The 18,865-nt window shown below is 69.7% G+C and carries 19 protein-coding genes; 3 read left to right on the top strand and 16 right to left on the bottom strand.

Annotated features, from left to right (window positions below; genetic code table 11):
• Positions 1–19: 19 nt before the first annotated feature.
• Together tmk and mltG are read right to left on the bottom strand one after the other, a co-directional pair.
• Entirely contained in the window at positions 20–676 is a 657-nt protein-coding gene (gene tmk, locus FVQ98_RS08870) for a dTMP kinase (protein WP_147913070.1), read from the bottom strand.
• Entirely contained in the window at positions 676–1,755 is a 1,080-nt protein-coding gene (gene mltG / locus FVQ98_RS08865; RefSeq protein WP_147913069.1) for an endolytic transglycosylase MltG, read from the bottom strand. Before mltG ends, tmk begins: the two co-directional genes overlap by 1 nt.
• 47 nt (positions 1,756–1,802) lie before the next feature.
• Between mltG and ygfZ the strand changes: the two genes are divergently transcribed.
• Entirely contained in the window at positions 1,803–2,795 is a 993-nt protein-coding gene (gene ygfZ / locus FVQ98_RS08860) for a CAF17-like 4Fe-4S cluster assembly/insertion protein YgfZ (RefSeq protein ID WP_147913068.1), read from the top strand.
• Between the two features lie 27 nt (positions 2,796–2,822).
• Here the strand turns inward: ygfZ and FVQ98_RS08855 are convergent, their stop codons facing one another.
• From FVQ98_RS08855 to FVQ98_RS08845, 3 genes are all read right to left on the bottom strand, one after another.
• Complete coding sequence (locus FVQ98_RS08855; RefSeq protein WP_304653952.1) at positions 2,823–3,602, bottom strand: amino acid ABC transporter ATP-binding protein; 780 nt, start codon at positions 3,600–3,602, stop codon at positions 2,823–2,825.
• Between the two features lie 200 nt (positions 3,603–3,802).
• Entirely contained in the window at positions 3,803–4,453 is a 651-nt protein-coding gene (locus tag FVQ98_RS08850) for an amino acid ABC transporter permease (RefSeq protein WP_147913067.1), read from the bottom strand.
• Positions 4,454–4,528: 75 nt separating this feature from the next.
• Positions 4,529–5,344, bottom strand: coding sequence for an amino acid ABC transporter substrate-binding protein (locus FVQ98_RS08845; protein ID WP_147913066.1), 816 nt, complete (start codon positions 5,342–5,344; stop codon positions 4,529–4,531).
• A gap of 301 nt (positions 5,345–5,645) precedes the next feature.
• Here FVQ98_RS08845 and FVQ98_RS08840 point away from each other — a divergent pair, with 301 nt between their 5' ends.
• Positions 5,646–6,050 carry an RcnB family protein gene (locus FVQ98_RS08840; protein WP_147913065.1) on the top strand — a complete coding sequence of 135 codons (405 nt, stop codon included), beginning with the start codon at positions 5,646–5,648 and terminating at the stop codon, positions 6,048–6,050.
• Between the two features lie 157 nt (positions 6,051–6,207).
• Here the strand turns inward: FVQ98_RS08840 and FVQ98_RS08835 are convergent, their stop codons facing one another.
• The 7 genes from FVQ98_RS08835 to FVQ98_RS08805 all read right to left on the bottom strand — a co-directional run bounded on the left by FVQ98_RS08835 (position 6,208) and on the right by FVQ98_RS08805 (position 12,429).
• Positions 6,208–6,903, bottom strand: coding sequence for a YoaK family protein (locus FVQ98_RS08835; protein WP_147913064.1), 696 nt, complete (start codon positions 6,901–6,903; stop codon positions 6,208–6,210).
• A gap of 12 nt (positions 6,904–6,915) precedes the next feature.
• Positions 6,916–7,095 carry a hypothetical protein gene (locus FVQ98_RS08830; RefSeq protein ID WP_147913063.1) on the bottom strand — a complete coding sequence of 60 codons (180 nt, stop codon included), beginning with the start codon at positions 7,093–7,095 and terminating at the stop codon, positions 6,916–6,918.
• A gap of 302 nt (positions 7,096–7,397) precedes the next feature.
• Positions 7,398–8,267 (bottom strand): YbgC/FadM family acyl-CoA thioesterase, encoded by an 870-nt coding sequence (locus tag FVQ98_RS08825; RefSeq protein ID WP_147913062.1) that lies wholly within the window; start codon positions 8,265–8,267, stop codon positions 7,398–7,400.
• Between the two features lie 72 nt (positions 8,268–8,339).
• The gene (locus tag FVQ98_RS08820) at positions 8,340–9,299 is read right to left on the bottom strand and encodes an alpha/beta hydrolase (protein ID WP_417629346.1); all 960 of its coding nucleotides are present in this window, start codon (positions 9,297–9,299) and stop codon (positions 8,340–8,342) included.
• A gap of 214 nt (positions 9,300–9,513) precedes the next feature.
• A complete protein-coding gene (locus FVQ98_RS08815; protein WP_147913061.1) occupies positions 9,514–10,257 on the bottom strand; it encodes a DUF3011 domain-containing protein in 744 nt (247 codons plus the stop codon).
• Between the two features lie 376 nt (positions 10,258–10,633).
• On the bottom strand, positions 10,634–11,416 hold the full coding sequence (locus tag FVQ98_RS08810) for a DUF3011 domain-containing protein (protein WP_147913060.1): 783 nt from the start codon (positions 11,414–11,416) through the stop codon (positions 10,634–10,636).
• 161 nt (positions 11,417–11,577) lie between these two features.
• On the bottom strand, positions 11,578–12,429 hold the full coding sequence (locus FVQ98_RS08805; protein WP_370512936.1) for a 2-keto-4-pentenoate hydratase: 852 nt from the start codon (positions 12,427–12,429) through the stop codon (positions 11,578–11,580).
• Positions 12,430–12,561: 132 nt separating this feature from the next.
• Between FVQ98_RS08805 and FVQ98_RS08800 the strand changes: the two genes are divergently transcribed.
• Positions 12,562–13,698, top strand: coding sequence for an iron-containing alcohol dehydrogenase (locus FVQ98_RS08800; protein ID WP_147913058.1), 1,137 nt, complete (start codon positions 12,562–12,564; stop codon positions 13,696–13,698).
• On the opposite strand, the gene FVQ98_RS08795 is transcribed toward FVQ98_RS08800, so the two are convergent.
• The 4 genes from FVQ98_RS08795 to FVQ98_RS08780 are packed head-to-tail and all read right to left on the bottom strand — an operon-like array spanning position 13,668 to position 18,648.
• Entirely contained in the window at positions 13,668–14,828 is a 1,161-nt protein-coding gene (locus FVQ98_RS08795) for an ABC transporter permease (protein WP_147913057.1), read from the bottom strand. The two genes, FVQ98_RS08800 and FVQ98_RS08795, sit on opposite strands and share 31 nt — an antisense overlap.
• The gene (locus FVQ98_RS08790; RefSeq protein ID WP_147913056.1) at positions 14,815–16,020 is read right to left on the bottom strand and encodes an ABC transporter permease; all 1,206 of its coding nucleotides are present in this window, start codon (positions 16,018–16,020) and stop codon (positions 14,815–14,817) included. The genes FVQ98_RS08795 and FVQ98_RS08790 overlap by 14 nt, the downstream gene beginning before the upstream one ends.
• 16 nt (positions 16,021–16,036) lie before the next feature.
• Complete coding sequence (locus tag FVQ98_RS08785) at positions 16,037–17,041, bottom strand: HlyD family secretion protein (RefSeq protein WP_147913055.1); 1,005 nt, start codon at positions 17,039–17,041, stop codon at positions 16,037–16,039.
• Positions 17,038–18,648: a TolC family protein gene (locus tag FVQ98_RS08780; RefSeq protein WP_147913054.1), complete on the bottom strand. Its 1,611-nt coding sequence runs from the start codon at positions 18,646–18,648 to the stop codon at positions 17,038–17,040. Before FVQ98_RS08780 ends, FVQ98_RS08785 begins: the two co-directional genes overlap by 4 nt.
• Between the last annotated feature and the right edge of the window lie 217 nt (positions 18,649–18,865).

The raw sequence follows: 18,865 nt of genomic DNA, 5'->3' as shown, positions 1-18,865 counted from the left end.
TCTGCCTTGGCGGCGGTGCTCACAGGATCCCCCGGTCGACCAACGCGGCGCGCACGGCGGTGGCGACGGCTTCGCGCGGCTGGTCGGCGTCGATGCGGGCGAAGCGCTCGGGCTGCCCTTCCGCCCGGCGCGCATAGCCGGCGCGCACGGCGTCGAAGAATGCCACCGGCTGCGACTCGAATTTGTCCGGCACACGCGCACCGGCCAGGCGTTCGGCGGCCACGGCGGGCGGCACATCGAACCACAGGGTCAGATCGGGTTGAATCAGGGGTTTTTGAACGAAATCGGCCTCCAGCCCTACAGCATCCTGCGCGAGCAGCTCCAATGTTGATAGCAACTGCCAGTCAAACCCGCGCCCGCCGCCCTGGTAGGCGAAGGTCGCGTCGGTGAAGCGGTCGCACAGCACCACGTCGCCGCGCGCCAGCGCCGGGACGATGACGCGCTGCAGGTGGTCGCGCCGCGCGGCGAACATCAACAGCGCTTCGGTCAGCGCGTCCATCGGCTCGTGCAGGGCCAGCGCGCGGACCTTCTCGGCCAGCGGCGTGCCACCCGGCTCGCGCGTCAGCGTGACCTGCCGGCCGGCGGCGCGAAAGGCGTCGGCCAGCGCGTCGATGTGGGTCGACTTGCCGGCGCCGTCGATGCCTTCAAAGCTGAGAAACAGCCCGCGCGCCGCCATCAGTTGGCTCCTGACGCAGCCGAAGCCACGGCGGCTGGCGGCGGCGCAGCCAGAACGCCCGATGCCGCGGGCGCAGCCAGCCCGGCGCCGCCCCCGCGCTGGAACTGGTTGACCGCGCGGTTGTGCTCGTCCAGCGACCGGCTGAAATGGCTGCTGCCGTCGCCGCGCGCCACGAAGTACAGCGCCTTGGTCTCGGCCGGCTGCACCGCCGCCATCAGCGACGCCTTGCCGGGCATGGCGATCGGCGTGGGTGGCAGGCCGGCGCGGGTGTAGGTGTTGAAGGGCGTGTCGGCCGTCAGGTGGCTGCGTTTGAGGTCGCCGTTGAAGGCATCACCCAGCCCGTAGATGACCGACGGGTCGGTCTGCAGCCGCATGCCCACGCGCAGGCGGTTGATAAAGACGCCGGCGATTTCCGGCCGGTCCTTCGCCTGGCCGGTTTCCTTTTCGACGATGCTGGCCAGCACCAGCGCGTCGTCGGCGGATTTGAGCGGCAGGTTGGGCGCGCGCATGTCCCAGGCGGCCTGCAGGCGCCGGTCCATCAGCTGCAGGGACTGGCGAAGCACGGCCAAGTCGCCCGAATTCTTGGCGTAGTGGTAGGTGTCGGGAAAGAAGCGCCCTTCCGGCGACACGCCGGGCTTGCCCAGCGCCTTCATGATCTGCTCGCCCGTCATGTCGGCGGTGTCGTGCGTCAGGTTCTCGGCCCTGGCCAGCGCGGCGCGGAACTGCTTGAACGTCCAGCCCTCCACCAGCGTCACCGCCAGCACGATGCGGTCGCCACGGATCAGCTTGTCCAGCAGGTCGCCCGCGGTCATGCCCTGGGTGACTTCGTATTCGCCGGGCTTGATGGTCTGCTCATGCCCCTTGACGCGGAAATAGGCGTACAGCAGCTCGGCCGGCAGCTTCACGCCGCCCTGCACCGCCCGGTTGGCGGCCGTGCGCAGCGACGCGCCGTTGGGCACCGACACCTCGACCTTGGGGGCGGACAGCGTCAGCGGCTGCTGCAGCCACCACCACGCACCACCCGCAGCGGCCACAGCCAGCACGAGCAGCAAAAACAGCAGTTTGATCAGGGTTCGCAAAAGGCGCTTCACCAGCGAGGAAAAGGGTCGGCCATGATAATTCAGCCATGTGCTCGACCCTTGCCTCCCCCGTCTTCGCCCACCCCGACGCCACGACCGCCGCCGCCTTGGACGGCGTGGTGCGTCTGCACGGCCTGGGTGTGATCCGCGCTGTGGGCGAACAGGCCGCGACGTTCCTGCAAGGCCAGCTGACGCAGGACGTGGTGCTGATGCCGGTCGGCAGCAGCCGCCTGGCGGCGTTCTGCACCGCCAAGGGCCGCATGCTGGCCAGCTTTCGCGTGCTGAAAACGCGCGCCGACGAACTGCTGCTGGTCACCAGCGCCGAAACGCTGCCCGCCACGCTCAAGCGCCTGTCCATGTTCGTGCTGCGCGCCAAGGTCAAGCTGAGCGACGCCAGCGGCGACTTCGCGATCTATGGCGCATTGGGTCCCACGGCCGCTGCCTGGGTGCAAAACGCTACACAATCGGTAGCTTCTAGCGCAGATGGTTCTAGGGCTGATGGCCAAAACGATGCCAAACCCATGGTGATCGATCTGCCTGCCGCCGACGGCGCCGCCCGTGCGCTGCAGCTGCTGCCGCCTGACGCGCCCGCCCCCGCCGGTCCGGCGCTCAGCGATGCCGACTGGCGCTGGGCCGAGATCCGCGCCGGCGTGGCGCGCGTCGTGGGGCCCGTGGTCGAAGCCTTCGTGCCGCAGATGCTCAACTACGAAAGCGCCGACGGCGTGAACTTCAAGAAAGGCTGCTACCCCGGCCAGGAAGTCGTCGCGCGCAGCCAGTTCCGCGGCGCCATCAAACGCCGCGCCTTCGTCGCCCAGGTGGCGGGCGCGGCCGAAGCCGGCCAGGAAGTGTTCGACCCCAGCGCGCCCGACCAACCCGTCGGCCTGATCGCCCAGGCCGCCCCCGCGCCGGGCGGCGGCACCGCGGTGATCGTGTCGCTGCAGCTGGCGGCCGAGCACGCGCCCGACCTGCGCGTCGGCGCGGCGGACGGCCCGTCACTGTCGGGATTGCACCTGCCGTTTGCGCTGCTGCACGACATCTGACCGGCCGACGCCTCCGGCGTCCGCTGCCTACAGCATGTGCTCCAGAAACGCCCGCGCCCGCTCGTGCCGCGGGTCGGCGAAGAAGTCTTTGGCGGGCCGGTCTTCGACGATCTGGCCGCCGTCCATGAAGACCACGCGGTGCGCCACTTCGCGCGCAAAAGCCATCTCGTGCGTGACGACCAGCATGGTCATGCGCTCCTGCGCCAGCTCGCGCATGGTGCGCAGGACTTCGCCGGTCAGCTCGGGGTCGAGCGCGCTGGTCGGTTCGTCGAACAGCAGCACCTCGGGCTGCATCGCCAGGGCGCGGGCGATGGCCACGCGCTGCTTCTGGCCGCCGGACAGGCGGTTGGGGTAGGCGTCGCGCTTGTCGGCGAGGCCCACCTTGGCCAGCAGGCGCTCGGCCAGCGCAGTGGCTTCGCCCCGCGGCATTTTCTTGACGGTGATGGGCGCTTCGATCAGGTTCTGCAGCACGGTGAGGTGCGGGAACAGGTTGAAATGCTGGAACACCATGCCGGTGTGGCGGCACACGCGGCGCACCTCGGCGTCGGCCGGGTAGCGCACACCGCCCTGCCCGTCGTCGGCCACCAGGGTGTCACCCGCGATCTGGATGGTGCCGCGGTCCACGGTTTCCAGGTGGTTCAGGCAGCGCAGCAGCGTCGACTTGCCCGAGCCCGAAGCGCCCAACACCGCCACCACTTCGCCGCGCTGCACCGTCAGGTCGACGCCGCGCAGCACCTCCAGCGCGCCAAAGCGCTTGTGCACGCCAATGGCGTTGATCATGGGTGAATCGACGGAGGTTTCAGGCATGAGCGCATCCCCTTGCGTGCAGCCGCTGAGCACACCGCCACCCGCCAGCGAAAGCCCTGCAACGCGCCGCCACCCCCTGATCGAACGGCCGCGGAGCAGGCCAAGCCAGCGAACGCCCGGCGCGGACCTGCGCCGCGCGGTGGCGTTGTCCCCCCTTGCGCAGCAGAAGGGGGGAAGGCGCTATCGGCGCCACAGGGGGGTTAATCCTGCTCCGCATACCTGCGCTCCAGCCGCTGAAACACCCAGGTCAGCATCAGCGTCATCAGCAGGTAGAACACCGCGGCGACGATGAAGGGCGTGATGGTGAAGTCGCGCTGCACAAAGCCGCGCGCGGCGCGCAGCAGGTCGTTCAGCGCCAGCACGTAGATCAGCGAGGTGTCCTTAATCAGCGTGATCGTCTCGTTGGCCAGTGGCGGCAGCGTGCGGCGGATGACCTGCGGCATGACGATGCGGCGCATGGTCTGCGGGTAGCTCAGACCCAGCGCCTTGGCGCCTTCGTACTGGCCGCGGTCGATCGACTGGATGCCGGCGCGGAAGATCTCGGCAAAGTACGCCGCGTAGTTCAGCGCAAAGGCCACCACCGCGGCCGGGAAGTCCGGCAGCCGGATGCCCACGTAGGGCACAAAGGGCAGCGCGTAGTAGACGAACAGCAGCTGCAGCATCAGCGGCGTGCCGCGCATCAGCCAGATGAAGCCGCTGACGGCGCGGCGCAGCGCGCCAAAGCGCGACACGCGCGCCAGCGCCAGCGCCAGGCCGAGCGGCAGCGCCAGCACCAGCGTGATGGCGAACAGCTTGAGCGTGACCAGCGAACCCTCGGCCAGCGGCGGCAGCAGGCGCAGGATGTATTCCATGGTCAAAAGTGGCGCTGGCCCAGGTCAGATATGCGCAAGCAGCTTCTTGTTTTGTAGCAGACTGCGCGCCGCGGCTTACTTGATGATGTTCTTGCCGAACCACTGCTCGGCGATCTTGGCGGCGCTGCCGTCGGCCTTCATGTCGGCCATGGCCTTGTCCAGCGCGGTGTGCAGCGCGTTGTCGTCCTTGCGCAGGCCCACGCCGTATTCCTCGGTGCCGAAGTTCTCGTCCAGCACGGCGTAGTCGCCCGGCTTCTTGGCGGTGTAGTAGCGGCCCACCACCTCGTCCAGCACCACGGCGTCGACGCGGCCGGCGCTCAGGTCCATCAGCGCGGTGACGTTGTCGCCGTACTTCTTCATGTCCTTGAAGCTCTTGGCCGTGGCCTCGTCCTTGGCGATGGCGTCCACGGCGCTGGAGCCGTCCTGCACGCCGATGTGCTTGCCGGCCAGATCGGCCTTGGTCTTGATCGGCGAGTTGCCCTTCACCACGATGATCTGGTGGTTCTCCATGTACGGCGCAGTGAAGGCGATGTTCTGCTTGCGCTCTTCGGTGATGGTCAGGCCGTTCCACAGGGCGTCCACGCGCTTGCCGGAGAGTTCCGCCTCCTTGGCGTTCCAGTCGATCGGCTTGAACTCGGCCTCGATGCCCAGGCGCTTGGCCGCTTCCTTGGCCATGTCGATGTCAAAGCCGACCAGTTGGCCCTTGTCGTCGCGAAAGCCCATCGGCGGGAAGTTGTCGTCCAAGCCGATCACTATCTTTGCCGGCAGCGCGGGCGCGGCGGCCGGGGCCGAGCCGGCGGCGGTCGGTGCGTTGGCATCGGGCTTGCTGCAAGCGGCCAGCACCACGGCAGACAGGGCCACCACCAGAACGCGACGGGAAATCTTGGGCATGAGAAAAAAGGTCCGGGAAAAGAGAGAAAGACAGGCCAAACCGCGCAGCGCCGCGGTTTCTGGCAAACCCGCAATGGTACCAAGCGCGCCTCCAACGCTGCGGCCGTTGCCAGTGGGCGCTGTCCGACAGACCTGGCGAACCACGCCTTCAAGGCGGATCGAATCTGTCCGACAGGGCGTGTAAAGCCCCGGTAATCGGACGGTAAAACCCGGGCGAAATCGGGCTTGCGCCCTTGCCCACGACCGAAAACGCGGCGCAAACTGACTGCGTTGGACCTCAAGCCACAGAAAGGAAACCGCCATGTTGCCAAGACGAAACCTCCTGTCCTTTGCCCTCGCTGGCGTGCTGGGCGCTGCCGTGCTGCCGGCCACTGCGCAGTCGCGCGGGCACGACGACCGCCGCGGCCCCAACCATGGCCCTGACCGCGGCCCTGACCGCGGCCCGCGCCGCGGTCCCTACCGCCCGAGCGACTACCGCGGGCGCCGCGGCCCGCCGCCGCATGCGCGCGGCGTGGGCCCCGACCGCCGCTGGCACCGCGGTGACCGCCTGCCACCGGCCTACCGCCACCGTCAATACGTGGTGAACAACTGGCGCGCCCACCGCCTGTCAGCCCCGCCGCGCGGCTACAACTGGGTGCAGGTCGGCGGCGACTACGCGCTGATCGCCATCGCCACCGGCATCATTGCCCAGTTGGTGCTGAACTGAGCGTGCGCGCGGCCGGCAGCCGCTGGTGCGCGAGAACCCGCCGCCCGGCCCCACCCCTTTTTTGCTATCCAATGGATAGCTGGTCGCGCTGATGGCTGTAAGGCTGCGTGCCTGAAACGTTCGTATTTGCGAGCGCCAGGGCGCGCCGCCACGCCACTCAGCTGCGCGGCGCCAAGGGTTCGCGCAGCCACGGCAGCGTCAACAGGCCGACCAGCGGCGGCAGCGCAAAGCACCACATGCCGACGCTGACATAGGCCAGCGCCGCCACCGCGCAGCCGGCGGCGAAGGCGATGATTGCCGGCACCATACGGCGCAGGCGCCCCACCGCCTCGCCGCGCGCGCTGCCGCTGGCGCCCCGGAACAGGTCGGCCAGGTCGATCATCACCTGGGTGGTGTTGCCCGTCATCAACGTGGACGGCGGCGCCGATTTCATGTGCATACGCTGCATGGCGTTCTGGATCGCCATGGCGGCTACCATCAGCATCCCTGCCAGAAACGCAGGCGCCTGATCGCCGTTGCTGAACGGCCCGAGCGCGATCATGAGCGCTGCCGCGGCCGCCAGCAACACCACCTTGCAGACGATCAGGCGACCGAGCACCGGCTGCCCACGCGCCACGATGGCCTGGCTCAACAGCCGCGTCAGCACCACCGCTACGCAGAACACCGGCAGCGCCGACAGCTTGGCCCACGCGCCCGAGGTGCCGTGGATCAGCGACGCGCCCAGCGTCACGAAGTTGCCCGTGACGTGCGCGGTGAACAGGCCCGACAGCGCCAGGAACCCGGCCGTGTCGACGTAACCGGCGTTGAAGCCGAGCAGATGGCCCGCGGGCGCGGGCGTTTCGGTGAAACTCATGAGGATGCACTTTCAAATCGGTTGAACCCCGTTGCCCGGGATGTTGGCCGCCAGGGCGTTGATCTCGTCCAGCGTGGGCAGGCGGCGCTCGTCGACCTGGTGTTCGCCGCGCACCAGGTGCGTGTGGGTGTCGAACAGCAGTGTGGTGGTGCGCGCGTTGTGAAGAATGCGTTCGGGATGCGGTCGAGCCATGGCTGCCCCGGTGATCCACCGTCAGCGCCCCAGCGACCACCGCCTGGGCGCCTGGCTGGTGGCGCATGGTAGAGGCAAAAAGCTTGATCCGGTCAAACTCTTGACGCGGGTGCGGGCGTGACTCGTCGGCGCCCACAGCGAGGAGGCCGAAGAAAATTTCGATCAAAATCAGGCCTCAGCGCTTGCTGGCACTGCGCAGCCAGCTACATGATCAATAGCAAAAAGCCGCGGTGTCCCCCCTGCGGCGGATCAGCCGGCACGACCACGCCTGCGCCAGCGGGCCTGCGCCCGCCGGTGCGACCTCAGGCCAGCGCCCGCCGCATGCCGATGTGCCGGATACCCACGTCGTCGTACGGTTCGCCGTAGGGCACGTAGCCCAAGCGGCGGTAAAAGCCCTCGGCGCTGCGCTGGGCGCTCAGCACCACCTCGCGGTCGCCGCGCTCGCGCGCCACCTGTTCCAGCGCACCGATCACCTGGCGCCCCACACCGCCGCCGCGCAGGGGCTGCAGCACCGCCATGCGCCCGATGCGTGACACGCCGCTGTCCGCCGCGCCCTCGCGCAACAGACGGCCGGTGGCCACCGGCATGCCCAGCGGGTTGCTGACGACGGCGTGCACGGCGGTCAGGTCGGCCTCGTCCCATTCGTCTTCCCGCGCAATGCCCTGCTCTTCGATGAACACCGCGGTGCGCACCTCGCTGGCGGCAGCCTGCAGGCTGGCCCATTCGCCCGTCTGTACGCGGATCACGGGCCGGCCGGCTTCGTAGGCCTCGATCCACGCGCGCAGCGCGGCGGGTACTGCCTGGCTGGTCTTGGTGGCGGGGTCGGCGAAGACGTAGACCAGCTCGCCCACGATCAGCAACTGCCCGCCGCGGAAGATGCCGCCTGAGAACGTCATGGACGAGGTGCCGATGCGCTCGCAGCGCAGCGCCACGTCCAGCCGGTCGTCCATCACCGCCGAGGCGTTGAACTCGACCGCCGTCTTGCGCAGGTACATGTCGCCCTGCAGGCGCTGCATGGTCGCTTCGTAAGGCATCGCCAGCGCGCGCCAGTAGTCCGCGATGGCGCAGTCGAAGTACATCAGGTAGTGCGGGTTGAAGACGATCTTCTGCACGTCGACCTCGGCCCAGCGCACGCGCAGATGGTGGTGAAAGCGGAAATCGGTGGGTTGCATGGTTGGGGTGTCTTTCAAGCGCCTGGCCTTACTGCCACCTGCGCAGTCAGCTATTACAACGGTAGCACCGCATCACAGGCCAAACGCCTGTCGCAGTGCCCGCGCGGCGTCCTGGTGCAGCTGACGCGCCTCGGGGATGGCGCGGCCCATCTTGATGAAGCCGTGCACCACACCGCGGTAGATCTCCAGGTCCACGGGTACGCCCGCTGCGCGCAGCTTGTCGGCGTAGAGCACGCCTTCGTCCACCAGCGGATCGCATTCGGCCAAGCCGACCCAGGCGGCAGCCACGCCGTCGACATCGGCACTCTTCAGTGGCGCAAAGCGCCAGTCGGAACGGTCTTCCGGGTCGATGTATTGGGCGAAGAACCAGTCGATCAGCGCTTTTTCAAGCACCGGGCCGTGTTCGAACCCGGCGTGCGATGGCGTGTCCTGGTGGTCGGTGGTGCCGGGGTAGATCAGCAGTTGCAGCGCCAGGGGAATGCCCTGGTCGCGCGCGTGGACGGCCGCCACGGCGGCCAGGGTGCCGCCGGCGGAGTCGCCGCCCACGGCCAGGCGAGCGGTGTCGAGCCCCAACCCGCGACCGCCCTCATCCGACAGCCAGGCCAAAGCGTCCCAGCTGTCGTGGACGGCAGTGGGAAAGCGGTGTTCTGGCGCCAGCCGGTAGTCGAGCGAGACGATGGCCGCACCGCTCAGCTGGCTGAGCGTGCGGCAGAAGATGTCGTGCGAATCGATGCTGCCGATGGTGAAACCGCCACCGTGGAAGTACAGCAGCACCGGCAGGCCGGCGGCGGCGCTCGGCGCGTACAGGCGCAGCGGCAACACGGCGCCATCGCGGGCGGTGATGCGCAGGTCTTCCACGCGCGCCAGGTCGGGTTTGGGCACGTCGAGCACGCTGCTGCCCAGCTCGTACGCGGCGCGCGCCTGCTGCGGCGTCTGCGTGTGCATGGGCGGGTACGGTGCCTGCGCCATGCGCTGCACGAGCAGGCGCATGGCGGGCTTGAGTTGGGTCTGGATCTCGGAGGGCAGTGTCATGGCTGGCGGCACAGCGCCCCGAGCGACCGGCACGGAAAACCCGCTGTGGCCCCGTATGGTAGCGAGCCATCTTCTACCGACGCCTGGCCATGGCGTTGCGCCATGGCCGTTCTTCACTCCGGCATTCTCGGGCCAGCGCCCAGCGCTCGATCACGGGCGCCCTCGCCCAGTGCGCCAGAGCCAGCAACGGCCCTCAGTGGGGCCGTTGGTCGCTTCAGTTCGCGGAGAAGCGGGCGCGGCAGCCGCGGTCGACCCAGATCTGGCTGCGGCCGTCGTAGCCCCAGCTGTTGCCTTCGCGGCAGCTGTGGTCCGACAGTTGCTCCACCATCCGCGGATACCCCCAGCGCGGGTTCCAGTAGCAGGTCTCGTGCGCGCGATTGTCGCTGCTGCATTCAATGCTGCGGCCGCTCGGGCGGAATGGCGGCGCGGGTGGGTTCCAGCCGCCGGCTGGCTGGAACTCGGCCCGGCAGCCGTTGCGCACCCACACGCTGGCGTAGCGGTTGCCCCAGTTGCGGCCCTCGACGCAGGTGGTGGACGAGAGCTGGCGCGTCATCGCCATGCGCATGCCGGCGGGCACCGGGCACTCGCGGTAGTTGCCGTCCTCGCTCTCGCAGCGCATCGGGCCCATCGGAACGGCGCCACCGCCGATGTCCGGCCGGGGCGGCGGCGCGTAGCCTTCGCCAAACTCGGCGCGGCAGCCGTTGCTGACCCAGACCATGCCCGGACTGCGGCTGCCCCAGCTGCGGCCCTGGTCGCAGGGCGCAGACGACAGCACGTTCATCAGCACCGGCGGCGAGCGGAACGGCGTGCTGCATTCACGGTACTGGTCGCCGCGGCTTTCACACAGGACGGTGCGGCCTGACACGGGCATGGCGCCCGAGCCGATCTGCGCCTGAGCCGGCGCGCTGAGCGCCGCGGCCAGCAAGGCCAGCAATGCGGCGATGCGACTGTTCTTCATGGAAAACCTTCCTCTTGATCGTCTTTTGGAGTTCTGTGGATGAGAGGACCATCCGCCTCACCCGCCGGCGAGCAAAAGCACAATCTATGCCCGCCTGATGGTGAATTTAACCTATATGTACTAATACGCCGTGATGCATGTTCGATGGCGACTTGAAATCGTGCGAAACCGCACATGACTGAGGCGTAGGTGCCGCGCACTGTCACGAACCGCCCGACTTGGGCGTCGAGCACCCGACGGTTAGGGCAACAGCACCGCGCAGTTCGACATTGGCCGGCCATGCCCTTGAGACGCTGAGTCCTGCGGAGCAAAAAAGAAGCCCGGCGCGACCGATGGTCGCCCGGGCCAGGTGGCCATATGGCCCACTTGGGGTGAATCAGCGCGTGGAGAAACGGGCGCGGCAGCCCCTGTCGACCCACAACAGCCCGCGACCGTCGTAACCCCAGCTGCGACCTTCGCGGCAGCTGGATGCTGACATTTCCTCGACCAGGCGCGGCCAGCCCCAGCGCGAATCCCAGTGGCACGAGCTGTAGCGACGGTCCTGGCTTTCGCAGGTGATCGTGTAGCCACCGCCACCAGGATAGCCCGGCGCGTAGCCGCCGTTGTAGCCCGGGTTGTAGCCACCGCCATAGCCGCCGGCAGCGAATTCACCGCGGCAGCCCTGGCGCACCCAGACCGTGCCATTGCGCGTGCTACCCCAGGTCTGCCCTTCGATGCAGGGCGATTGCGACAACTGGCGCACCAGGGTCACGCGGCCACGCATGCCGGTGCGGCACTCGCGCTGACGGCCATCGTCGCTCTCGCATCGGACGATGTTGTCATAGCCTTGGTTGTGCCCTGGGTTATAGCCAGGGTTGTAGCCGCCGCCGTAATAGGAATCGGCAAAGCGGCCGCGGCACCCGCCAGAGACCCACACCGAACCCGGCCCGCGGCTGCCCCAGTTGCGGCCCTCCACGCAGGGCGTGGCCGACAGGTTTTCCACCAGCACCGGTGCGTTGGCAAAGCGCGCACGGCATTCGCGGAAGTTGCCGTCCTGGCTTTCGCAGACGACGCTGTCACCCCCGCCTCCGACGGGGATGTTCATCTGGGCCGAGGCCGATAGTGGCGCGGCGAACGCCAGGGTGGCCAGGGCTGTCCAAGCAAAGCGAGAGCCGGTCATGCGAAAACTCCTCGAAATCGTTCCTGTCATGGGCTGTCAACGCCGACCAGAGCGGCAAGGCGGACGGCGAGCGGGGTAACCAAATGTACCGCACCGGTACTTCGATGGGTAGTTCGCCCACCCCGCTTCAGCATGATAGGCAGCGCGCAAACGACCGAATGTCAGCGAAAACTGACGGTCACCGGCTGCAGACCCGCCACGCCGTCGTAGTGGGCCGTGGCTTTCAGGCCGGGCTTGGGTGGCAGCAGTGCCGAGAACGAGCCCAGGCTGATCAGCTGCCCCGGCTTCATCGACAGGCCGTCGGTCTTCAGCGCACCGGCCAGCCACACCACGGCGTTCAGCGGGTGACCCAGCACGTCCGAGCCCTTTCCGCCGCCCAGCTGGGCACCGTTGCCGTCGACCAGCCGCACGTTCATGTCGCGCAGCTGGTCCAGCAGCTTCGCGCGCGCCGCCGCGTCGGCCGGCACCATCAGCGGCGAGCCGCGCACGCCCATGCGCGCGCCGACGTTGAGCGCGCTCAGCGCCGTGCCGTTCAGCTTGGGCGGCGACTGCACCGTCAGGTCGGGCAATTCGATGAAGGGGATGATCTGGTCCACATGGGCCAGCACCTCGGCCGGGGTCTTGGCGTTGTTGATGGCGGCGTCCTTCACGCGCACCAGCAGGTCGGCCTCGTACAGCGGGCGGGCGCCGAAGGCCGCGTCCACCGACGCGAAGTTGCCCACCAGCATGTCGGTGTACAGCGCGCCCCACACCGGCTGGTCGGTGTTGAAGCGCTTTTGCACCGCCGGATTGGTCAGGCCCGCCTTGTAGCCGACCAGGCGACCGGCCTGCCCCGCCAGGCGCTGCTGGATCTTGGAGCGCGTGCAGTGCGCATCCGCCGCGGTCATGGCGGGCAGATCGGCCGTCGGGCGGCGCGCGTTGTAGTCGGCCACCAGCTGGTTGACGGCCACGTCGCTCAGGCAGCCCGGCGTGTTGGCGACCACCGGCGCGGACGTGCTGGCGCAGCCGGCCATGAAGGCGGCAGCGCCCACCAGGCTGAGCACGCCCAGCGTGCGGGTGGCGAAAACGGTGCGGATGGTGGGCAAGGCGGTCTCCTCGTTGTTGCGTGAATAATGGCCGGTTGATCCTACCCCCACCTTTGCGCCATGGCACTTATCCAATACCTGACCCAGATCGAATTCGACTATGGCGCCGTGGCGCAGCTGCCCGCGCACTGCGCGCGCGTGGGGATCACCCGCCCGCTGATCGTCACCGACGCTGGCGTGCGCGCCGCGGGCGTGCTGCAGCCGGTGCTGGATGCGCTGGGTGACCTGCCCTGCGCGGTGTTCGACCAGACGCCGTCCAACCCGACCGAAGCCGCCGTGCGCGCCGCCACGGCGCTCTACCAGCAGCAAAAGTGCGACGGGCTGATCGCCGTGGGCGGCGGCAGCGCCATCGACTGCGCCAAGGGCGTGGCCATCGCCGCCACGCACCCGGGGCCGCTCAAGACCTACGCCACCATCGAAGGCGGCTCGCCCAAGATCAGCGAGGCCGTGGCGCCGCTGATCGCCGTGCCTACCACCGCCGGCACCGGCAGCGAGGTGGCGCGCGGCGCCATCGTCATCGTGGACGACGGGCGCAAGCTGGGCTTTCACAGCTGGCACCTGATGCCCAAGGCCGCCATCTGCGACCCGGCGCTGACGCTCGGCCTGCCGCCCATGCTGACCGCCGCCACGGGCATGGACGCCATCGCCCACTGTATGGAAACCTTCATGGCGCCGGCCTTCAACCCGCCGGCCGACGGCATCGCGCTGGAAGGCCTGCGCCGCGGTTGGGCCCACATTGAGCGCGCCACGCGCGACGGCAGCGACCGCGACGCCCGCCTGGCCATGCTGGCCGCCAGCATGCACGGCGCCATGGCCTTCCAGAAGGGCCTGGGCTGCGTGCATTCGCTCAGCCACAGCCTGGGCGGCGTCAACCCGAAGCTGCACCATGGCACGTTGAACGCGGTGTTTCTGCCGGCCGTGATCCGCTTCAACGCGGGCGCCGAATCGCTACAAAAAGAGAAGCGGCTTGCGCAGATGGCTGTAGCGATGGGGCTCGATTCGGCTGCTGATGTCGCCGAGGCGGTGCACGCCATGACCGCACGCCTGGGCCTGCCCACCGGCCTGGCCGCCATGGGCGTGACCGAAGACCTGTTCGACGCGGTGATCGAACACGCCCTGCTCGACCACTGTCACAAGACCAATCCGCGCATCGCCTCGCCCGAGGACTACCGCGCGATGCTGGTCGAATCCATGTGATCGGCGGCGTGCGGCGCCGCAGGCCGCACGCCACACAGGCGCCACGACGCCCAGATCCCGTACCCCGCCAGCAGCGCGCCCAGCAGGCCCAGCCAGCGCGCCACGTCGGACGGGCTGGCGCCCATCTGGTTAACCGGCACGAAGGCCTGTACGCCCGCCGTGGCGGGTGACAGCTGCGCCAGCCAGGCGACGGGGCGCGGCATCTGGTCCAGCGGCCAGGCGGCGCCCGTCAGGAAGAACAGCACCACCGAGGTCGGCGCTAGCCACATCATGGCGCGCTCGGCCGACGGCATGTGGGTTCCCAGCGCCAGGCCCAGCGCGCCCACCGTGGCGGCGTACAGCGGCACCATCCACGCCAGGTGCGCCAGCTGCAGCGTGCGCGGCGTGTCTTCCACCCAGAACGCCCAACCGAAGAAGAAGGCCGCCGCCCCGCTGCCAACGACCACCAGCGCGGCCAGCGTGCCCAGAAAGTAGCCCGGCGTGCACGGCAGGCGCCCGGCGCGCCGCCGCGTGGCGGCCAGCATGGCGCTGCCGAACATCAGCGTCTGCTGCAGGATCAGCAGCGCCACAGCCGGGTAGATGTAGCTGGCGTAGCCCTCGTTCGGATTGAAGAGCGGGCGCACCACCAGCTCGATCGGCACGTTGCGGTGCACGGCCGCCGCCAGTGGCGCGGCCTGCGCGGCCACCTGGTCCATCAGCACGCCCTTGACGGCCGCGCCAATGGCGCTGGCCCGCGTCAGGTAGGCGCCGTTGACCCACACCGCTGCGCCCGCGCCTGCCTCGCCCGCGGCCAGGGCGCGGCTGATGCCCTTGGGCAGCAGGACGATGCCGTCCGCGTGGCGTTCCTTCACGTCCTGCACGGCGACGCGGTAGTCGCCCACCGTGCCCACCACGGCGACTTCGCGCGTGGCGTTCAGGGCCTGCGCCAGCGCGCGCGTGGCGGGTGTGCCCTCCTCGTCCACCACGATCATCGGCAGCTTCAGCGCCGTTTGGTGCTGGTAGGGCGCCGGGTAGTAGAAGGCGTAGAAGACCACCGCCAGCACCATGGTCAACACCAGATCGCGCGTGCGCACGATCTCCATCAGCGTTTCGACGAGGCCCGAGCCAAAGCCCGCGTCAGTGCGCCGCATCGGGCACCTCCCGGGTGGGCACAGCGGGCGCGGCAGGCTTTGACGGCTGCGCTGGCTGCCCGCGCTGCCCGCGCTGCCAGGCGATCAGCGCCCAGGCCACGCCGCCCGCCACCAGCGCATAGGCCAGCAGCGTCAGCGCCGGGCGCAGCGCCAAGCTGGGCGGCGCGCCGATGAATTGGTCCATCGCCAGTGGCAGGTAGTGCGGGTACGGCAAGGCAGCGCTCCAGCTGCGCGCGAACCACGAGGCGCCCGACAGCGGCAGCGTGCCGCCCGAAAACGCCAGCGCCGAACCGGCGTAGATCGCGCTCATCGACAAGGCCGTGCCCACGCGGCGCGTGCCGACCACCAGCAGCGCCGAAATCGCCGCCGTGGCCGCAAACAGCAGCGCCTGGCCCAGCCAGATCAGCGCGATGCTGCCTTCCGGCCGCCAGCCGCGCACGCCGGCCAGCCAGATCAGCCAGACCGCGCCCCACGCCGACGTGATCAGCACCGCCGGCACCAGCTTGCCCACGAGCGCCAGGGGCAGCAAGCGCTGGCGCCGCGCCCAGCGCCCCAGGCTGCCGCCGCGCAGCTCGCGCCCCAGCGCCATCACGGTGGCGCAGGCCACGATCAGGTGCAGCACCGCCGGGTGAATCAGCGCCTGCAGGTAGCCTTCGAACGAAGCCTGCGGGTTGAACAAAATGCTGGTCTGCACCGTTGGCACCGCCCGGCGCACCACCGGCACCACGGCGTTGACCTGTTGCGCCAGCAGCGAACGGCCGGCGGCCGCGCTCACCACCGTGGCGATTGCGCCTTCGGCCAGCTTGCCGGTGGTCAGGAAACTGGCGTTGTAATAGATGGTCAGCACCGGCGCGCGGGCGCGCGCCAGGCCTTCGTCCACGCCGTTTGGAATCTGCAGCGCCGCGACCACCTCGCCGCGCCGGAAGGCCGTCATCACCGCCGCCGTGTCCTGCGTGGTCGCCACCACGCGCAGCGTGGGCGACGCGGCCAGCTCGCTGCGCAGCGCCCGGCTGAAGGCGCCGCCGTCCTCGTCGATCACGGCGACTGGCAGCTGGCGCGCCACGCCGCCGATGAAGATGCTGGCCACGATGGCCATGGCCGCCAGCGGAAACAACGTCAGCAGTGCCAGGTCACCGGGGCTGGCCAGCAGGTGGCGCCATTCGGCCACCCAGGCACGCCAGAACGACCGCATCGCGCGCGCCCTGCCCTTACTGCGGCCAGTCGAACAGCACGCTCATGCCCGGGCGTAGGCCGTCGACCGGGCTGGCCGGCTTCAGGTGCAGCTCGAAGGTGCGCACGTCAAAGCCGGACGACTGCTGCGTGGCGCGCCAGGTGGCGAATTCGCCCATGGGCGCGATCGCCGCCACGGTGAAAGCCACGTCCTTCTTGCCCAGCGCGGGCACCTCGCCCTTGAGCGTGCGGCCCTTGGCCATGCCCTTGTAGTCGTCCTCGCGCACCGCCAGGCGCACCCACACATGCGCCAAGTCGACGATCTGGAACACCGGCGTCAGCGGCCCGACGATCTCGCCTTGCTGCGCCAGCCGGCTGGCGACCTCGCCGTTCACGGGCGCCACCAGCGTGGTTTCCTGGTTGATGGCTTCGGCGGTCTTCAGGGCCGAGCGCGCGACGTCTTCGCGCGCCTGGGCGGCGTTGCGCACGTCGGGGCGGGCGCCGGCTTCCAGCTTTTTCCACTGCGAATGGGCGGCGTCGGCGCTGCGCGCGGTGGAAATGCTGGCGGCGCGCGCTTCGTCGCGGCGCTGGGCGGCGATCACGCCTTCGGCAAACAGCGTGTCGGCGCGCTTGGCCGACACGGCCGCCAGATCGGCCTGGGCTTTGGCCGCCAGCCACACGTCGCGCGCAGCGGCGATGTCCTCGGGTCGCGCCATGTCGTCGGCCACCTTTCGCTGGGCTTCGGCCATCGCCAGCGCGCCGGCGGCCTGCTCGCGCGCGCCGGTCAGCTCGGGGCTGGACAGCACGGCCAGTACTTCACCTGCCTTCACCTGCTGGCCCAGCACGGCGTTGAGCTTTTCCACCCGCGCCAGCACCTTGGTCGACACGTTGACCTGGTCGGCCTCCACCGTGCCCTGCAGGCGCTGCGCCTGCGGCTTGCCCGACAGCCACAGGCCAATGCCCAGCGCGATGGCGATCAGGATCAGCACCGCCCACAAAAGGAACAGGCGCCAGCGGCTCGAGGCGCGCGGATGTGTACTCATGGTGTGCTCCCCGTGGGCGGCGTCAGGCGGTGCTCGGCCTGCGCCATGTGCTGGGCGAATTCGTCGTCGCGGCTGCTGGCGGCCAGCAAGGCGGCCAGCGCCAAGTCGTATTCAAAGGCGGCCGCCACGCGCTGCGCCTCGGCCTGCGACAGCGCCGTCTGCGCGCTGATCACGTCGGTGGCCGTGCCCACGCCTTCGCGAAAACTGATCTGCTGCACACGCAGGTTTTCGCGCGCGGCGACCAGGCTGGATTCGAGCGACAGGAAGCTCTGGCGCGCCAGCTCGGTCTGGTTCCAGGCGCGGGTGATCTCCTGGCGCGCCGTGCGTTCGGCCGCCTCCTTGGCGCGGTCGGCCGAGCGCTGGCGCGATTCGGCGGCGTTCAGCATCTCGCGCCGGTCGATGTTGGAGATCAGCGTGAACTGCACGCCAATGCCCACCATCCAGTCCGGATCCACCGCGATCGCGTGGCGCCGGTTGAAGTTGTAGGTGCCGTAGACAAAGGCGTGGGGCTTGAGCGCCGCCGCCGCCAGGTCGCGCGCAGCGCCCGCGCCCAGGCGCGCCGCCTCGGCCGCGCGCACTTCGGCGCGCAGCGTGGTGCCGGTGTCCAGGTACTGCTCGACCGGCGGCAGCGGGTGGGCGCGCACGAACAGCGGCGTGGTCGGCGCCACGGCACTCGGCACGTCCAGCAGACGCGCCAGATCGTCCTGCGCGTTGCGCAGTTGCAGGCGCGCGCGGTCCACGGTGCGCTGGGCGGCGTCGCGCGCCACGTCCACTTCCAGCACACGCGAACGCGCCAGAACGCCCTGTGCCTGCATGCGTTCGGCGTTGTGGGCGTGCGCCTGCAGCGCCGTCAACTGCGCTTCGCTGGTCACCAGCAGCTGGCGCGCCGCCTGCTGGCCGAAATAGGCCCGCGCCAGTTCGAGCTGCGACACCGTCGCCACGCCGCTGCGCGCGGCCTGCGCCAGCGCGACCTGGGCTTCGGCGCCCTGGCGGATCGCCTTGTCGGCGCCGCCGGTGTAGATCGGCCACACGGCCGTGAGCGATGGGCGGAACACCGAGTCGCGCGCCGTGTACGTCAGCCGGTCCGGCAGCGGGCCCAGCAAACCCGGCAGCGCGCCGCTGATGTTGGACGTGACATCGCCCACCACCGGCTGCAAGGACGGCGGAAACTGCCCCGGCAGCGCGTTCAGGTAGTCGTCGATGCGGCCTTGCGCGTCGCGCCGCGCACCGGCCAGGTCGACCGACAGCGTCTTCTGGTAGCGCAGGTAGTTGGCCGACAGCGACACGATCGGCCCGCCCACGTGGCGCACGGCGCGCGCGTGGGCTTCGCCGGCGCGCACCGCGTCGTCGCGGCCGGCCAGCGCGGGCGAACCGTCGCGCTGCAGGGCGGCAGCCTGTTCAAACGACAGCGCCATCGGCACGGCGGTGGACGCTGCGGCCGTGGCCGCTGTGGGCGCCGGCGGCACGCTCGCCGCCGTGGGCGTGGCCGGCGCGGCTTGGGCCCAAGCCGATGCGACCAGCCACGGCGCCAGTGCGCTGGCGCAGGCCAGCGACACGGCGGTCGCAGCCCATGGCGCGGGGCGGGCGCGGGCCCTCTTCGGCTTCATGACGGGCGTCGGGTGCAGGCTTTCATGCCGACGATTGTGCCGCCGCGCGGGGTGTACTGGCCCAGGTGTCACCCACGCGCAACACCCGACGCCGCACGGCCGGCGCGATGGCGGTGGCCGCGGCGGGCGCCATCCAGTTGGTGTGCGCGTCGGCGTGTGGGGCACCGAGCCGCGTTCGAGCCGCTGCCCATGCAGCGCTGCGCCGCTGAAGGCCCTG

This window comes from Ottowia flava, from assembly GCF_008017535.1.
Taxonomy (GTDB): domain Bacteria; phylum Pseudomonadota; class Gammaproteobacteria; order Burkholderiales; family Burkholderiaceae_C; genus Ottowia; species Ottowia flava.
This window is presented reverse-complemented; position numbering and strand designations above follow the sequence as displayed.

Bases quoted from the DNA above. Each gene is read 5' to 3' on its own strand.
- FVQ98_RS08805 (WP_370512936.1), bottom strand. From the start codon at position 12,429: ATGGCCGGCTGCGCCAGCACGTCCGCGCCGGTGGTCGCCAACACGCCG.
- FVQ98_RS08785 (WP_147913055.1), bottom strand. From the start codon at position 17,041: ATGAGTACACATCCGCGCGCCTCGAGCCGCTGGCGCCTGTTCCTTTTG.
- FVQ98_RS08780 (WP_147913054.1), bottom strand. From the start codon at position 18,648: ATGAAGCCGAAGAGGGCCCGCGCCCGCCCCGCGCCATGGGCTGCGACC.
- tmk (WP_147913070.1), bottom strand. From the start codon at position 676: ATGGCGGCGCGCGGGCTGTTTCTCAGCTTTGAAGGCATCGACGGCGCC.
- FVQ98_RS08820 (WP_417629346.1), bottom strand. From the start codon at position 9,299: ATGACACTGCCCTCCGAGATCCAGACCCAACTCAAGCCCGCCATGCGC.
- FVQ98_RS08840 (WP_147913065.1), top strand. From the start codon at position 5,646: ATGTTGCCAAGACGAAACCTCCTGTCCTTTGCCCTCGCTGGCGTGCTG.
- FVQ98_RS08855 (WP_304653952.1), bottom strand. From the start codon at position 3,602: ATGCCTGAAACCTCCGTCGATTCACCCATGATCAACGCCATTGGCGTG.
- FVQ98_RS08810 (WP_147913060.1), bottom strand. From the start codon at position 11,416: ATGACCGGCTCTCGCTTTGCTTGGACAGCCCTGGCCACCCTGGCGTTC.
- ygfZ (WP_147913068.1), top strand. From the start codon at position 1,803: ATGTGCTCGACCCTTGCCTCCCCCGTCTTCGCCCACCCCGACGCCACG.
- FVQ98_RS08835 (WP_147913064.1), bottom strand. From the start codon at position 6,903: ATGAGTTTCACCGAAACGCCCGCGCCCGCGGGCCATCTGCTCGGCTTC.
- FVQ98_RS08845 (WP_147913066.1), bottom strand. From the start codon at position 5,344: ATGCCCAAGATTTCCCGTCGCGTTCTGGTGGTGGCCCTGTCTGCCGTG.
- FVQ98_RS08795 (WP_147913057.1), bottom strand. From the start codon at position 14,828: ATGCGGCGCACTGACGCGGGCTTTGGCTCGGGCCTCGTCGAAACGCTG.
- FVQ98_RS08790 (WP_147913056.1), bottom strand. From the start codon at position 16,020: ATGCGGTCGTTCTGGCGTGCCTGGGTGGCCGAATGGCGCCACCTGCTG.
- FVQ98_RS08850 (WP_147913067.1), bottom strand. From the start codon at position 4,453: ATGGAATACATCCTGCGCCTGCTGCCGCCGCTGGCCGAGGGTTCGCTG.
- FVQ98_RS08815 (WP_147913061.1), bottom strand. From the start codon at position 10,257: ATGAAGAACAGTCGCATCGCCGCATTGCTGGCCTTGCTGGCCGCGGCG.
- FVQ98_RS08800 (WP_147913058.1), top strand. From the start codon at position 12,562: ATGGCACTTATCCAATACCTGACCCAGATCGAATTCGACTATGGCGCC.
- FVQ98_RS08825 (WP_147913062.1), bottom strand. From the start codon at position 8,267: ATGCAACCCACCGATTTCCGCTTTCACCACCATCTGCGCGTGCGCTGG.
- FVQ98_RS08830 (WP_147913063.1), bottom strand. From the start codon at position 7,095: ATGGCTCGACCGCATCCCGAACGCATTCTTCACAACGCGCGCACCACC.